This window comes from Ottowia thiooxydans DSM 14619, from assembly GCF_000422885.1.
GTDB classification, from domain to species: Bacteria; Pseudomonadota; Gammaproteobacteria; order Burkholderiales; family Burkholderiaceae_C; genus Ottowia; species Ottowia thiooxydans.
This window is the reverse complement of record NZ_KE383945.1, coordinates 16969-31871: the sequence shown is the minus strand read 5'-3', so window position 1 is coordinate 31871 and position 14903 is coordinate 16969. Positions and strand designations below refer to the sequence as shown.

At 57.1% G+C, this 14903-nt stretch carries 12 protein-coding genes; 11 read left to right on the top strand and 1 reads right to left on the bottom strand.

The window, feature by feature from the left end:
• The first annotated feature begins 175 nt into the window (after window positions 1-175).
• The 11 genes from G518_RS0132405 to G518_RS0132350 all read left to right on the top strand — a co-directional run bounded on the left by G518_RS0132405 (window position 176) and on the right by G518_RS0132350 (window position 14029).
• Window positions 176-1465: a THUMP domain-containing class I SAM-dependent RNA methyltransferase gene (locus G518_RS0132405; protein ID WP_028606004.1), complete on the top strand. Its 1290-nt coding sequence runs from the start codon at window positions 176-178 to the stop codon at window positions 1463-1465.
• Window positions 1466-2072: 607 nt separating this feature from the next.
• Window positions 2073-4055, top strand: coding sequence for an ankyrin repeat domain-containing protein (locus tag G518_RS0132400; protein ID WP_084652491.1), 1983 nt, complete (start codon window positions 2073-2075; stop codon window positions 4053-4055).
• 643 nt (window positions 4056-4698) lie between these two features.
• Window positions 4699-5532, top strand: a complete 834-nt coding sequence (locus G518_RS0132395) for an enoyl-CoA hydratase/isomerase family protein (protein ID WP_051237657.1) — start codon at window positions 4699-4701, stop codon at window positions 5530-5532.
• A 25-nt stretch (window positions 5533-5557) separates the two neighbouring features.
• Entirely contained in the window at window positions 5558-5995 is a 438-nt protein-coding gene (locus tag G518_RS38050) for a Zn-ribbon domain-containing OB-fold protein (RefSeq protein WP_051237656.1), read from the top strand.
• Between the two features lie 10 nt (window positions 5996-6005).
• A complete protein-coding gene (locus G518_RS0132385) occupies window positions 6006-6887 on the top strand; it encodes a branched-chain amino acid ABC transporter permease (protein WP_028606001.1) in 882 nt (293 codons plus the stop codon).
• 27 nt (window positions 6888-6914) lie between these two features.
• Window positions 6915-7991 carry a branched-chain amino acid ABC transporter permease gene (locus G518_RS0132380; protein ID WP_028606000.1) on the top strand — a complete coding sequence of 359 codons (1077 nt, stop codon included), beginning with the start codon at window positions 6915-6917 and terminating at the stop codon, window positions 7989-7991.
• Window positions 7988-8761, top strand: coding sequence for an ABC transporter ATP-binding protein (locus tag G518_RS0132375; protein WP_028605999.1), 774 nt, complete (start codon window positions 7988-7990; stop codon window positions 8759-8761). The genes G518_RS0132380 and G518_RS0132375 overlap by 4 nt, the downstream gene beginning before the upstream one ends.
• On the top strand, window positions 8758-9531 hold the full coding sequence (locus tag G518_RS0132370; protein ID WP_028605998.1) for an ABC transporter ATP-binding protein: 774 nt from the start codon (window positions 8758-8760) through the stop codon (window positions 9529-9531). The genes G518_RS0132375 and G518_RS0132370 overlap by 4 nt, the downstream gene beginning before the upstream one ends.
• A 4-nt stretch (window positions 9532-9535) precedes the next feature.
• On the top strand, window positions 9536-11395 hold the full coding sequence (locus tag G518_RS0132365; protein ID WP_028605997.1) for an AMP-dependent synthetase/ligase: 1860 nt from the start codon (window positions 9536-9538) through the stop codon (window positions 11393-11395).
• Window positions 11396-11675: 280 nt separating this feature from the next.
• Window positions 11676-12848, top strand: coding sequence for an ABC transporter substrate-binding protein (locus G518_RS0132355; protein ID WP_036596904.1), 1173 nt, complete (start codon window positions 11676-11678; stop codon window positions 12846-12848).
• 29 nt (window positions 12849-12877) lie between these two features.
• Window positions 12878-14029, top strand: coding sequence for an acyl-CoA dehydrogenase family protein (locus tag G518_RS0132350; RefSeq protein WP_028605995.1), 1152 nt, complete (start codon window positions 12878-12880; stop codon window positions 14027-14029).
• 86 nt (window positions 14030-14115) lie between these two features.
• On the opposite strand, the gene G518_RS0132345 is transcribed toward G518_RS0132350, so the two are convergent.
• The gene (locus G518_RS0132345; RefSeq protein WP_028605994.1) at window positions 14116-14859 is read right to left on the bottom strand and encodes a TetR family transcriptional regulator C-terminal domain-containing protein; all 744 of its coding nucleotides are present in this window, start codon (window positions 14857-14859) and stop codon (window positions 14116-14118) included.
• Between the last annotated feature and the right edge of the window lie 44 nt (window positions 14860-14903).

The following is a 14903-nucleotide window of genomic DNA, read 5'->3' as shown; positions in this document are numbered from 1 at the left end:
GATTGCGTGCTAGGAGGCTGTCGGACTTGGAGTGCCGATAGCGAAAATGGACCGCTGCGGCCCATTTGCAGCCGGCGATTTCCAAGTCCGACAGCCTCCTAGACATTCGTCAAGTCCCTGAATTCCCCGTACGCAGCGACAATCCACCGTACGCCTCGCCCAAATAAGCAAACAAATGAACCAACTCACCGTTTTTCTACCCTGCGCCGCTGGTGTTGAGGGTTTCCTGGCCGATGAAGTGCACGGGCTGACGGGTTTGACCGGTGATAACTTGCTCACCGTGCGTGCTGGGGTGCGTGTGCGTACCGATTGGGCGGGCGTCTTGCTCCTGAACCTGCATTGCCGGCTGGCCCAGCGCGTGCTGATCGAGCTGGCGCAAGGCCCCTACCGTGATCCTGAGGATCTCTATGCGCTCTCCATGGGGGTGAAGTGGGAAGGATGGTTCACGCCGCGGCAGAGCTTTCGCATTGAGCTCACAGCCCAGCACAGCCCTCTCCAGAGCCTGAATTTCGCGACCCTGCGCATCAAGGATGGTGTGGCAGACCGTTTTCGGCAGGTCGGCGGCGAGCGGCCCAGCATTGATACCCACACCCCCGATGTGCGGCTGCATGGGCATTTGACGACCGATACCGCCACGCTCTATATAGACACGTCAGGCGAGCCGCTCTTCAAGCGCGGATGGCGCCAAGACAAAGGTGATGCCCCGCTGAAAGAAACCTTGGCCGCTGCCATGTTGGCCGCCAGTGGGTGGTGGACGCCTGCCACGCGTTCGGTGCTTCAGGTGCCTTTGTATGACCCTTGCTGCGGCAGCGGCACCATCGTCATCGAAGCAGCGCAGATCCTGCTCGGGTTACCAGCGGGTGGCCAGCGGCGCTTCGGTTTCGAGCAATTGCGGCCATTTGACCGTGTGCAATGGAGCACCATTAAAAACGAGGCCACACGCTCAGCCACACCTCAAAGCGGCTCCGAAAGCATCACCGTGTTCGGCAGTGATGTCGCACACCGTATGGTTGATTTTGCCGAGCGCAATGCCGAGCGCGCAGGCGTCGCGCGCGCCCTGCAATTGCGCGGCGGTGATGCCCTTCAGCGCATGCCCCCTAGCGAGCAGCCGGGCGTCATTCTCATGAACCCTCCTTATGGCGAGCGCATAGCGGCCGCAGGGGTGGCAGGCCGGGGCCGGGAAGCGTTTCAGAGCGGTGCGTTGTCCCGCGCCCGCGCCGGCGACAGCGAGTCGGTTGCTGAAGTCGACGCTGGCGACGACTTCTTCCGTCAACTCAGTACGCACTGGAAAAGCCACTTTGCGGGCTGGACCGCCTGGATGCTGACGCCCGATCTCAAGCTCCCTGGCAAGCTGCGTCTGAAAGAGTCGCGCCGTGTTCCCATGTGGAATGGTCCTATTGAATGCCGGATGTTTCGTTTCGATCTGACTGCGCGGCGCCCCCCGGTCAATCAGGAAGCTGCGTAAAAAAGCGGGCGTTGCTGCGCAATCGCGGCACGAGTGCGCGCCTGGCCGGAACGCAGCGCATAGTCAAGGATATAGCGCCTTCTTTTAATGTAGTACTTTGGTGCTAAACTGCGAGACGCTTTTTGATCTTCGCACGGAGATCGCCCGGCAACAGTCCGAGCTTTGCAATTCTTAGAGCTCTTGATGTCGCTCGCCGCAAGCGGGCTCAAGCTAATTCCTGATCGCAAGTCAGGAGTGCTCGGCATGAAGTGCATGAAACCGTGAGTTCCGCATTGGGGGAGGCAGCACGCCGTAGGTTCAATGGCATGCCCCTTTTCGCTTTGAATCTAAGCCCGCGTTCGGGCGGGCGGTGCTAATTCAGGCCGCTTGAATAAAGTGCCTGAGACGCCTTCAGGTTCACGTGACGCGCGATTAATTCAGTGCGTGTACCAAAAATAATATGTTACCTAGTGAAATTTGTAATTTCCCTGGAGTTGCACTTTGGCGACCTCGAAATTTCGATTGTTGAGCATCAAAAGCTGACGACATGCAATGTCCCTGGTGTGGTGTGCTCTGCCCTGAAATAGTAAATCTCGAATATAAATATTTTTAGCTGATATCTAATCAAATGAACAATCCTTCAAGCAACCTAGGTATTGGAAATTTTTTGTCCAGATTATTTTCTATGGACAATGACAATCAACTTTTCCTCGATAAATCGGAGGAATTTCAAGCCTCATCAAGGTCTGAGGAAGCCTTTGGGCTCCACAGAGCCATAGAGGATAATGACCTTGATAATATATTTTTGCTGGCGATAGACCCAGGTCAAGACCTGAATGCAAAAAACACATATGGCCTTAGCCCGCTGATGATCGCGGCCCGGCACGGTTTTATAGACGCGTTAAAGACTCTGGTTTCAGCGGGTTCTGGGAGGATAGAAATTGATGACAAAGATGCTCAAGGTCGAACGGCGTTGGCATGGGCAGCGCAGTCAGAAAAGCAGGAGACTTTCAACGAACTCTTAGCCGTAGGCGCGAGTCCAGCCATTTCAGATAACTGCGGCGAAACCGTCGCTATGACCGCAAGCCGCATGGGTGCCGCTAACATTCTAAATGCCCTGATTGAACGAGTTGCAGACCCCGAAGCACGGAGTAAATTGCTGGAAGCCAAGAATGAAAAAGGGCTCACTGCGGTGATGTTGGCCGTTGAGGAATCACATGTTGGCGTGCTTTCTATCCTCAAGGAGGCTGGCGCCCACATGGGCTCTACCGAAGTTGAAAAAATAGCGCTCCTTCATCTAGCACTAAAACAAGATAACCCTGAGGTAATTCGAATCATCCTGGGAGATCACCCCGTTAATGGGCTTGAACCTGTTTCATCAATTGAAGATGTAGCGATCGATCTCAAGAGAAGCCTCATTCCGACGGCCCTCGAGTTTGGAAAGTGGAATTTTCTGAAAGCAATTTCGGAACGAGGCACTGATTTGGAGGAAGAGGTGATGCGTCATTTTTCGGGTAAATTGACTCCTCCCGAAAATATATTGAAATCAGAATATTTGAGGGAAATTGATTTGGATTCTGATACACGCGAAAAGCGCGCATCGTCTGCAGTCATGCTATGTGTCGAACACCATGCACTTCCGGCTCTCGAAATTCTTATTAAGCTTAGGAAAAATGTCGATGAGCGCAATTATCATTTTGAAGTTCCCTTAATGCGAGCGGCTCAGTTAAATGACATTCGAGCCGCAGGCCTGCTGATTGGTTCTGGCGCCAATCTCGATGCCAAAAATGCCTTGGGGGATAGCAGCTTCGCTTATGCCGCAAGGCATGGGCACGTGGAGATGTTCGACTACCTGATGAAGACTGATCCCAGGCCTGCGGATCATCCTAAGCGGGCGAAGGATGGTTACAGAATATGGGAGGGCATTAAATCGGCTATCGTCTACGATCAACTTGAGTTCTTAAAACATATCCTGAATGGCTACGTCAATGAGGCCAAAGTGGAGAAAGTTGAGTTGCTCGGAATTGACTTGCCGTGCCCCGTGGGCTATACCATCGCCACGCTGGCAGCGGTTTTCAACAAGCCTGATGCGATGAAAATCATCATTGATTCAGGTGCAAACCTGGAGGCCAAATCAGGTTCCGGCAAAACGGCACTCCACTCAGCTTCTGAATCGGGTCACCTTCAGATCGTAGAGATGCTGATCGCGGCGGGTGCTGACTTGAATTCAGGTCAACCCATCGAAGTCGCCGCCGAGAAAGGCCATATGGATGTGGTGAGGGCTCTATTCCTTGCAGGCGCAGATGCAGAAATAGATATGTGGAACGGGCAGACCCTGTTGATATGGGCTGCAGTAGCAAGAAACGTTGCTCTGGTTGAGTTGCTGGTGCGAACAACGAGGGAGCACGGGCCAGCCAATATTCACGCGCGAGACAAATTCCATAGGAACGCGCTCATGTATGCGACCGAATTAGGCTTCAGTGAAATTGTGGGGATCTTGTCGGACGCCAGTTCCGAGGCAGATCTAAACTCCGTGGCGCTCGCAGTCCATGCTGAGTTCGTTCCTGAGCAATTTGCCGATGAACGCGTGCTCGCTTTACAAGACGATTAAGCCCTTGCGTTCGCGGGACCATAGGCACCCAGACGGCTGGATCCGAGCACCTCTAGGAGTTTGAACCGAGGAGCACGCGGGTAGTTTCGCAAGCTGTCTATGCCGCGGGGGCCCATGCCTATCCAAACCAATTTGCAAGGATGCGCGACATCGCCCTTCTCCAAGGGAAGAAGTCTTCTCAGGGTATTTCAGCGCTGCGTCCTTGCCACTACCTGCTCAGAGCCTTGGGCGTAAGAGGTCGTCACGTGATCGTCCGTTCTTTCACGCGCTGCAGCGGGTGTTGCTTTTGTTGTCCTAGCACTATGACTCATCGCGATGACGAGAGCTTCTAGCGGGTCTGTGTGAGTGACTCGATTTGAGAGCACCAACCCGGGCGGCGGCACGCGCCTCAGCAGCCCCCGGGTTACCTCTACCGGGGTTTTCCCCAGTGCAAGGCCTATCCGGTTGAAAATTAATTAAAGGAACATATAATAATTTTCATCGCTCTTGCCTTGGCTCATCCCAGCCATGTGTGACGCACGACGGACCTCACTCGAACTGGAGACAAAGTGACCGCACGACTCAAAGAGAAATCTGCCTTGGCGAGCTTGGGCTTCAGGCCAGCATCAGGGGTGCTTTCTGGCATTCCCGGAGGCTTGACTCCATGAGCGCCGTACAGATCGAAGAGCAGGCGCCCCTTCTGCTGGTTGAAAAGCACTCTTTGGGGGAAGGCGCCGGCAGTCTGGCGATCGTTACGTTCAACCGCGGGGACAAGATGAACCCCATGGATTGGGCAATGGCGCGTGAAATGCGTCGTGTGTTTGACCAGTTGGCGGTGGATGAGGATGTGCGCGTTGTCGGCATCACAGGCTCTGGCCGTGCATTCAGTGCTGGTGGTGATATGAAGAAGTACCAGAAGCTCCAGCGCGAAAGCACAGACTTCCCCCACTTCCTGGCTGACATCCATGAGACATTTCAGAGGATCGCGACGTACCCGAAACCGTATGTAGCCCTCGTCAACGGCATCGCGGTGGCTGGCGGTATAGAGCTGATCCTCTCTTGCGACCTCGTGATCTGTGCGCAGTCTGGGCGCATCGGCGATGCGCACCTGAACTTCGGACAGATGGGCGGTGGTGGCGTCCTGACGATGCTCCCTCGGATCATTGGGCCAATGCGTGCTCGCGAGTTGATCTTCAGCGGTCGTTTGCTTGAGCCAGCGGAAGCGATGGAGTTCGGGTTGGTCAACCGAATCGTTCCAGATGGGGGTTTGCTGGACGCGGTACTTGAATTCGCCCGGGATGTCGCAAAGAAGTCTCCATTGGCGGTCGCGAACGCCAAGCAAGTGCTTAACGCGGGCTTGAATGAGGGTACAGGTGTACAGGCTGCATTCCGGTTAGAGCGCGAGGCGACCGCGCGTTATTGCCTTACCAGCAGCGATGCGCACGAGGGCCTGGAAGCATTCGCGACCAAGCGCCCACCCAAGTTCACTGGCCGCTGAGCCACTCACCACAAGCGCAAGCGCCATGCCTAACGTCCTCTCACTCTCCGATTTGCCTCCGCGCCCTATCCCCTCTCCGGACCAGGACAGTGCGTTCTTCTGGGACGGTTTGCGTGCCCACGAGTTCAAGGTGCAGGAATGCTTGGATTGCGGCAAGCGCCGCTTCCCACCGATGCCAACCTGCCCGTTCTGCGCCGGGCGGGAGTCGAGGATTGTGGAGCCCACGGGTCGGGGCACCGTGTACAGCTGGGTGGTGGTGCACCATGCTTTTCACCCAGCCTTCAAGGCAGACCTGCCATACATCGTTGCCACCATTGATCTTGAAGGGGGTGGGCGCATCGCTGCGCGAGTGGACACGCCTGGAGCAGAGCTTGTGATCGGTCAAGGGGTGCGTGCAGGTTACCTCGATCACGGTGACTGGACAGAGCTTCGATTCACCGTTGCGCCGGTGAATCGAGTCTGAGCGGCGCCTCATGCAGCTTGCCCAGATCCTACTGAGCGGCCTTGCGCAAGGCTGCATCTATGGGCTTATCGCGCTCGGCTTCGTGCTGATCTACAAAGCGACTGAGACCATCAACTTCGCCCAAGGAGAGTTGATGATGCTCGGTGCCTTTATTGGTTTGGCCTGTATGACGGTGCTCGGTCTGCCGTTCTGGGCTTCCATCATCGTGACAATGCTGGCTATGGTGACCGTTGGAGTCATCCTGGAATGGGCGCTGATTCGCCCCCTCCTGGGGCAAATGGCGTTCACGGTAGTCATGGTGACCATTGGCTTTGGCTACATTGCGCGCGGAGCCATCACGATGATCCCTGGCTGGGGCACTGACACGCATGCGTTGCCAGTTCCGTATAAGGGTGAGCTTGTTCGAGTGGCTGGCGGGCAATTGGTGATCAGCGTAGAACAGTTGGTGATCATCGGCGCGACCGCTGTGCTGTGCCTGGCCCTGTACTTGTTCTTTCGCTACTCCAAATACGGCATCGCGATGCAGGCCGTGTCGCAGAACCAGTTGGCCGCCTATTACATGGGCATCCCCGTACGCGGCCTGAACACCGCGGTATGGGGTTTGTCTGCCGCCATTGCCGCGATAGGGGGCATCTTGCTGGCGCCGATCACTTTCGTGCACGCCAACATGGGCTTCATCGGTATGAAGGCATTTCCGGCGGCCATCATCGGTGGATTCGGCAGCATTCCGGGCGCCATCGTGGGCGGGCTGATCATCGGTGTCATCGAAGCGATGGCTGGCTATTACCTGCCCGAAGGCTTCAAAGATGTGGCGCCATATGTTGCGGTGCTGGTGATGCTCGTCGTGCGGCCAAGAGGCTTGTTTGGCGAAAAAATGGCCAAGCGGGCCTGAACGACGCAGCACCCATCCAGGACGAACATGCGATTCATATTCAAGACTGACTACGAGCAGGATGTTGTGCTGTTGCGGCACGGCGGCATGCGCTTCTGGTACGGTGCGCTTGCCGTGGCAGCGCTGGCGGCGCCGATTTTTCTGCCGGGATATCTGCTGACGCCCTTGATCTTCATATTGATCTACGCGATCGCCGGGCTTGGCCTCATGCTGCTGACAGGTTTCACAGGCCTGGTGTCGATTGGCAACGCCGCTTTCATTGCGATCGGTGCCTACGTGGAGGCCTGGCTATCGAAGAAGGGCGTTCCGTTCCCGGTCTCGATCACGGTGGCCGCGCTATCGGCGGCCCTGGTCGGGATCGCAGTGGGGCTTCCGGCGCTACGCACCAAGGGTATTTACCTCATGATCGCGACGTTCGCTTGCGCGGTGGTGGTTGAGGAAGTGTTGACCCGTGCGGAAGGCATCACGGGTGGGAACTCTGGTATGACAGTGGGTGCCATCAGCCTGTTTGGCTTTCCCGTCAACACGGATGCACGCTTCTATTTCCTCGCGTTGGCGATCGCGGTGGCTGCGACGCTGTGCATCTTGAATCTACTACGCAGCCCGACAGGACGTGCTTTCATCGCCATCCGTGATTCCGAGATTTCCGCGCAAAGCATGGGCATCAACCTGGCCTATTACAAAACAGCGGCTTTTTCCATCAGCGCACTGCTGGCCGGCATCGCTGGCGCTTTGTATGCGCACAAGCTGCGCTTCATTTCACCCGAGCAGTTCACCTTCGCGTTTTCCATTGAGCTGCTGATGATGATGGTGATTGGGGGGCTTGGTTCGATCAAGGGTGTCTATTTCGGTGCGGCCTTCTGGATCGTGGTGCAGCAGATGATTCTGATGTTCAAGGATTACCTGCCAGCAGCCATTTCGAATCAGGTCGGATTGCAACCTATCATCTTCGGCGTCATCCTCATCGCATTCATCATCTTCGAGCCCAAGGGGATCAACGGACGTTGGATCAAGGTGCGCAGCTACCTGGAGCAGTTCCCCTACTACCGCAAGGGCAGCCACCGTCGCCAGAAGACCTATGTGAAATCGGAGCGGATGCGATGAGTCAGCCCCTGCTGGAGGCCAAAGGCCTCACCGTGCAATTCGGTGGTTTAAAGGCGGTGGACGGTGTGGACTTCACCGTGCGTCAAGGAGAAGTGTTCTCGCTTATTGGCCCCAATGGCGCTGGCAAGACCACTACCTTCAACCTCATCAGCGGCTTGTACCGCGCTACAGCTGGGGAGATCAGGCTCAACGGCGAGTTAATATCGCGTCTGCCGGCGCATCGGATTGCCGGGCTTGGTGTGGCCCGCACGTTCCAAAATATTGAGCTGTTCGAACATGCGACCGTGTTGCAGAACCTGCTCATCGGCTGCCACACGCAACGGCGCAGCCGCATGTGGCAAGACGCGCTGTTCACACGGACCGCACGTCGTCGCGAGTTGGAGTTTCGCACTCAGGTGGAGCAAGTCATCGATTTCCTGGACTTGCAGCACTACCGCGACATGTTGGTAGATGGCTTGCCGTACGGTGTGCGCAAAGTGGTGGAGCTGGGCAGAGCATTGGCAATGAAGCCGCACTTGCTGCTGTTAGACGAGCCCTCTTCTGGACTCAATCCGGAGGAAACCGAGGACATGGCGTACTGGATTGAAGACATACGCGACGATCTGGGCATCACTGTGGTGATGGTGGAGCACGACATGTCGCTTGTGAGTCGCGTGTCTGATCGGGTCCTTGCGTTGAACTATGGCCGCGTGCTTGCAACGGGTACCGCCGCAGAGGTGCAGTCCAACGCCAGTGTGATCGAAGCCTACCTTGGGGGACCCGAAGAATGAGCGACGCCCTTCTTACCCTCAGCAACGTTGAAAGCAGCTACGGGCCCGTGAAGGCCATCCGCGGCGTCAGCATGAGCATTGCTCGCGGCAAGATATCTACGGTGTTGGGCGCTAACGGTGCAGGAAAGTCGACCATCTTGAAGACCATCTCCGGCATCATCGACCCGGATAAGGGAAGCATCATTTTCGATGGCGCCTCGATTGCCTCCCTCAACCCTGCAAAGATCGTGCGCCGCGGCGTGGTGCATGTGCCGGAAGGCCGAGAGGTGTTTCCTTTCCTTAGCGTGCGCGAGAACCTCGTGATGGGTGCGTTCACCCGTTCCGATCGCGACGCGGTCGCGCGTGACATGGAGACGGTTTATACCTACTTTCCCATCCTCAAGGAAAAAGCTGAAGCCCGGGCAGGGCTGCTCTCGGGCGGACAGCAGCAGATGCTGGCGATCGCCCGCGGTCTGATGACCGAACCCACGCTGATGTTGCTGGATGAACCCAGCCTGGGGCTGTCGCCCAAGCTGATCAAAGACATCTTCACCATCATCAAGCGCATCAACCGAGAGAGGGGCACGAGCATCCTCTTGGTGGAGCAGAACGCGCGCGTCGCGTTGGATTGCGCAGACCATGGGTTCGTGCTCGAGGTTGGCCGCATTGTGATGGAAGGCGAGTGCGCCGTGTTGCGTGAGCAGAGTGACATCAAGGAGTTCTACCTGGGCATCAAAGAAGCCGGTGTTCGCGGTCAGCACCGGTGGAAACGCAAGAAGAACTGGAGATAACGTGATGCAGTCACAACCTCAGACGGAGTCGGACGCCGCCGGCCTGCCGCATTACATCCCGGGCGACACGGTGGCCGAGGTGTTCTGGCGTACCTTCATGAAGCGCAGCCAACAAGTGGCGTTGCGGCAGAAAGAGCTCGGCATCTGGATCAGCATCACCAATGGCGAACTGGCCAATATCAGCCGTGAGTTGGGCGAGGGTTTGCTCGCCGTTGGGTTTCAACGCGGCGAGTGCGTGTCTATCCTGTCGAACACCGTGCGCGAATGGTTGTATGCAGATTTGGGCGCTCTGTTCGTGGGTGGTGTTTCCAGTGGTATCTATCCTACCGACTCAGCTGAGCAAACCCATTACCTGATGGCCGATTCGGCTTCCACCATTCTCTTCGTCGAGGACGAGGAACAGTTGGACAAAGCGCTTGCTGTGCGCGAACAATTGCCGCTGCTAAGACGCGTGGTCGTCTTCGATATGGAAGGCCTGCAAAAATTCGATGATCCGAGTGTCATCAGCCTGGACGGCCTGCGGGCTCTGGGGCGCGCACGCATGACAGAAGCAGGTGCGGACGCGCGGTGGGAGCAGGGTCTGTCTTGCCGGCAAGTATCAGATCTGGCCATCCTCATCTACACCTCCGGCACCACTGGAAAGCCCAAGGGTGCGATGCTCTCGCACGGCAATGTCGTGGCTTCGATCCGCGGCCTGCGTCGTGTTGTGGATCAAGACGAACGCGATCAACGTATGTGCTTCCTTCCCTTGTGTCATGCGGCCGAGCGGATTATGGGCGCCTACTTGGCGCTTTACTCGGGCACGTGCCTCAATTTCGTGGAGAACCCGCAAACCATTCCCGAGAATGTGCGCGAGATTGCGCCCACAGTATTCCTTGCTGTGCCGCGGATTTGGGAGAAGTTCTATTCAGCTTCCACTATTGCGTTGTCGGAGGCCACTCCACTGGAAAAGTGGGCCTATGCCCGGGCCCTGAAGGTGGGGTATGACGCCGCGCCCTATTTGCAAGACGGCAAACCCTTGCCGGTGGGCCTCGCAGTACGCTACTGGCTCGCGCGGACCCTGGTGCTGAACAACACACGCCGCCTGTTGGGCATTCACCGCTGCCGCTTCATCATCACTGGCGCTGCGCCCATTTCGCCGGATCTGATCCGTTGGTACCTCGCACTGGGTATTCCTGTGCGAGAAATTTGGGGGCAAACCGAGGCTGCTGGCGGCGGCACCGCCACCCCGGTGGGGAAGATAAAGCCAGGATGGATTGGCCCCGCTTCCCCAATGAACGAAGTGAAGCTAGACCCTCAGACATCCGAGTTGCTGATTCGCGGTCCGAACGTGTTCATGGGTTACTTGAACTTGCCGGAAAAGACCGCCGAGACGCTGGATGCAGAAGGGTGGTTACACACAGGCGACGTAGGTCGCGTGGACGAGGATGGCTACTTCAAGATCGTCGACCGGATGAAGGACATCATCATCACGGCTGGCGGAAAGAACATCACGCCCTCGGAGATAGAGAACGAGTTGAAGTTCTCGCCTTACATCACCGATGCAGTTGTCATAGGCGATCGCCGCGCTTATCTCACGGCGCTCATCATGATTGACCTGGACAACGTCGTCAAGTACGCGCAGGACCACGACATCCCATTCTCAGACTACGTGAGCTTGTGCCGCGCGCAGGCCATCCAGAACCTGGTCGAAAACGAGATGCAAGCGGTGAATGCGAAGTTCGCCCGAGTAGAGCAGGTCAAGGCGTTCCGGTTGATCGAGACGCAACTGACCGCCGAAGACGAGGAGCTCACGCCCACCATGAAGCTCAAGCGAAAGTTTGTGAACGCCAAGTACGCCGACCTGATCGAGTCGATGTACTAGTACTGCGTTGCACCAAAAAGCTGAAATGAAATCGCGTTTTTGCCTGCCATGCTGCGTTGCAAACCATAGCGATAGCTACGGCTATCGCTATGGTTTGCGCCTTGCCTGGCGAACAAATCCATCGACTCTATTTCGTCAGCCTTTTGGTGAAGCGCAGTACTGGGAAGCTGTCGGACTTGAAGCGCTGATTTTTAGTTGGCGATTTCCAAGTTCGAAAGCCTCCTGGCTTGGCAAGAGAGTGTGTATTGGTCAATGCCATATCAACCATAAGGAGACAGCAGTGAACACGAAATTCAGACTCGGTCTGGCGGCCGTTGCGATCGGCCTCGCCGTCGCGACAACCGCTTCAGCCCAGGTGCGCGGTATCACCAAGGACGAGATCATCCTGGGTTCTGTCCAGGATCTCTCGGGCCCTACATCCGGCTTCAGCAAGCAGTCCCGCGATGGCCTCATCATGCGCGTGGAGGAGGCGAACGCCGCGGGCGGGATCAACGGCCGCAAGATCAAGCTCGTGATCGAAGACAGCGGCTATGACCCCAAGAAGGGCATCATTGCCACGCAGAAAATGATTGAACGCGACAACATCTTCGCGATGGTCTCGACTATGGGCACGGTGGTGGTGGTGCCCTCGCTGCCGATGCTTATGGAGCGCAATGTTCCAAACCTGTTCCCGCTATCGGGCGCGGCAGAAATGTTTGAGCCCACCACCAAGCTGAAATACGCCTTCCTGCCGCCATACCTGTTGCAAGCGACCACGGCGGTGAAGTACATGACGCGTGATCGTGGCTCCAAGAGCTTCTGCATCATCTATGAAGACGGCGACTACGGTCTGGAGATTTTGCGCGGCGCTGAAGCTGGACTGAAGGAGCTGGGCCAAGCCTTCAAGGAGAAGACCAGTTACAAGCGCGGCTCGACCGACTTCTCCTCCCAGGTGGCGCGCATGCGCACCTCTGGTTGCGATACCGTGGTGATGGGCACCATCATCCGCGAGACGATTGGAACACTCAACGAAGCCAAGAAGATTGGCTGGGCGCCCAAGTTCATAGGCGTGGCCGGCTCCTATACCGATTTGATCCACAAGATCGGTGGTCCGGGCATGGATGGCTACCTCGCGGTGCATCAGGTCGGTCAGCCGTATCCGGACGATGCATCGCCAGCGGTGCGTGACTGGGTGAAGCGTTACCAAGCCCGCTTCAAGGAAGATCCGGGTGTTTTCTCCGTATATGGCTATTCGATGATGCAGATCACGCTTGACGCCATTGCCAAACTTGGCAACAACATCACCGTAGACACGCTGAATGCACAACTGGAAAAGACGGTGGTGCCGCGCGACGTCTTTGGTAGTCCCGAATACAAATTCACCGCCAAGACCCACCTGGGCAATGAGCGCTCGCGGGTGAGTGAGATCAAGGCGGGTCGCTGGGCGGCGATCACCGAGTATCTGGATTACTGATCACCAACGTCCAAGCCACGGATCACGACATGCAAAACTCCCACGAACAAGTCGCGCTTAGATCCGTCATTCGGCGCTTCATCGCCGAAGAGGTGGACCCGAACGCGCAAGAGTGGGAGCGCCGCGGAGCATTCCCTGCGCATGAAGTGTTCCGGCGCATGGCGGAACTTGGACTTACAGGTGTCTCCAAGCCTGTGGAATACGGTGGCCTGGGGTTGGACTTCAGCTGGGAAGTTCTTGTAGCCGAGGAGCTCGGACATTGCAGCATCGGCGCGTTGCCTATGGCTTTTGGTGTACAGACCTGCATGGGCACGCCGGCCCTCGCGCGGTTCGGCAGCGACGAGTTGCGCCGCGAGTTCCTCGCACCGGTGATCGCTGGGGATTACGTGGCCGCGGTGGCCGTAAGTGAGCCGCAAGCGGGGTCCGATGTGGCCGGCCTGAAGTGCAAGGCCGTACGGGATGGCGGTGAGTACGTCGTCACTGGCACCAAAATGTGGATCACGAATGCATTGCAGGCAGACTTCTTCTGTGTGCTGGCCAATACCTCCGACGAGCCATCGCACCGAAACAAGAGCATGTTCATCGTGCCCGCCAAGCAGCGAGGCATTGCGGTTTCCAAGCCTCTGGACAAGCTGGGAATGCGCTCGTCAGAAACCTCCGAGATCGTGTTCGATGGCGTGCGCGTGCCCGCGAGCTTTATGGTCGGCGAAGAGGGTGAGGGTTTTCGCAACCAGATGGTGCAGTTTCAGGACGAGCGTCTGTATGTGGCGGCCACCACGCTGCGTGCCATGGAGCGCTGTATCGACACTACGGCGGATTATTGTCGGGAGCGAATGATCTTCGGCTCCTCGGTGCTTGGCAACCAGGCGGTGCAGTTTCGCCTCGCTGAACTCCAGGTTGACGTGGAGGCGTTACGCTCCTTGGTCTACCGGGCGACGGATGCCTATGTCGCGGGCGAAGACGTCACGTTGCTGGCCACGATGGCCAAACTCAAGGCAGGGCGCCTGGCGCGAGTCGTGACCGACTCTTGCCTTCAGTACTGGGGGGGTATGGGATTTATGTGGGACAACCCTGTCAGCCGCTATTACCGCGACCTGCGTCTCCTGTCGATTGGGGGCGGTAGCGACGAGACCATGTTGCAGGTGATTGCAAAAATGAAGGGCTTCGGCTCGCGCCGGTAACGGTGCTACTGTCTGGGAGGAGCTTCTCGGTACAACCGTTACTCTCGATGTGCGCGCTTCTTGGGTATCTTCGGCTACACAGACACCTATTCTTGAATCTTGGCTGCGGCCTTTGTTGTCTTAGCCGTTGCCTTGCGCGCCGGCTTCGCAGGGCTTTCTGAGCTTGCGTTGTTACCGCTGGCCACGCCGTAGAACACGAGTTGCGTCGTATGCTTGATGAAAGACTCCTGGAACTCTTCGTCGAGCTTGGTGATACCAAGCGCGGACGACAGCAGCGGCAACGAGGCGAACATGTACTCGCATTGGCCTACCACTGAGAAGAACAGGAACATTGGTTCAACCGGCCGGAACTCGCCGGCTGCCACGCCTTGCTCAATCAGCCGTTCGTAAAACGAGATCAGTGGCCTCACGAAGTTATTCCCGAGCCGCTTGGCGACTGCAGGTTTGGTAGTCATGATGACTTCCGTCATCAGCCTGCTGGCATATGGGGTGTTCTGGTAGTTGCGGATCATCTGCCGGATGTGGATCTCCAACTTCTTGCTTGGAGGGACGTCCAGCAAAAGCAGACTTTCCAGATCGGGATTCCACGATTCACACAACTGCTCGAAAAGTGAAACCGTGAGGTCACGTTTACCACCGAAGTAGTAGTTGACCATCGCGGGGTTAACGCGCGCTTTCTCGCAGATCGCGCTGATGGGCACTGGTAGCCCTTTGCTTTCGAGGAGAAGGTCGTGCGCCGCGTTGAGCAGCGCCTTGCGGGTGTCAACGTCGGCGGTGGCAAGGGGGCGTCCCGGCTTTCTGCGGGGCTGTTTGGTGGCAGCTTTCACCATGGGGGCTAGTCTCGATTAGGGGGTGCGATGGTGAGCGAATGCGT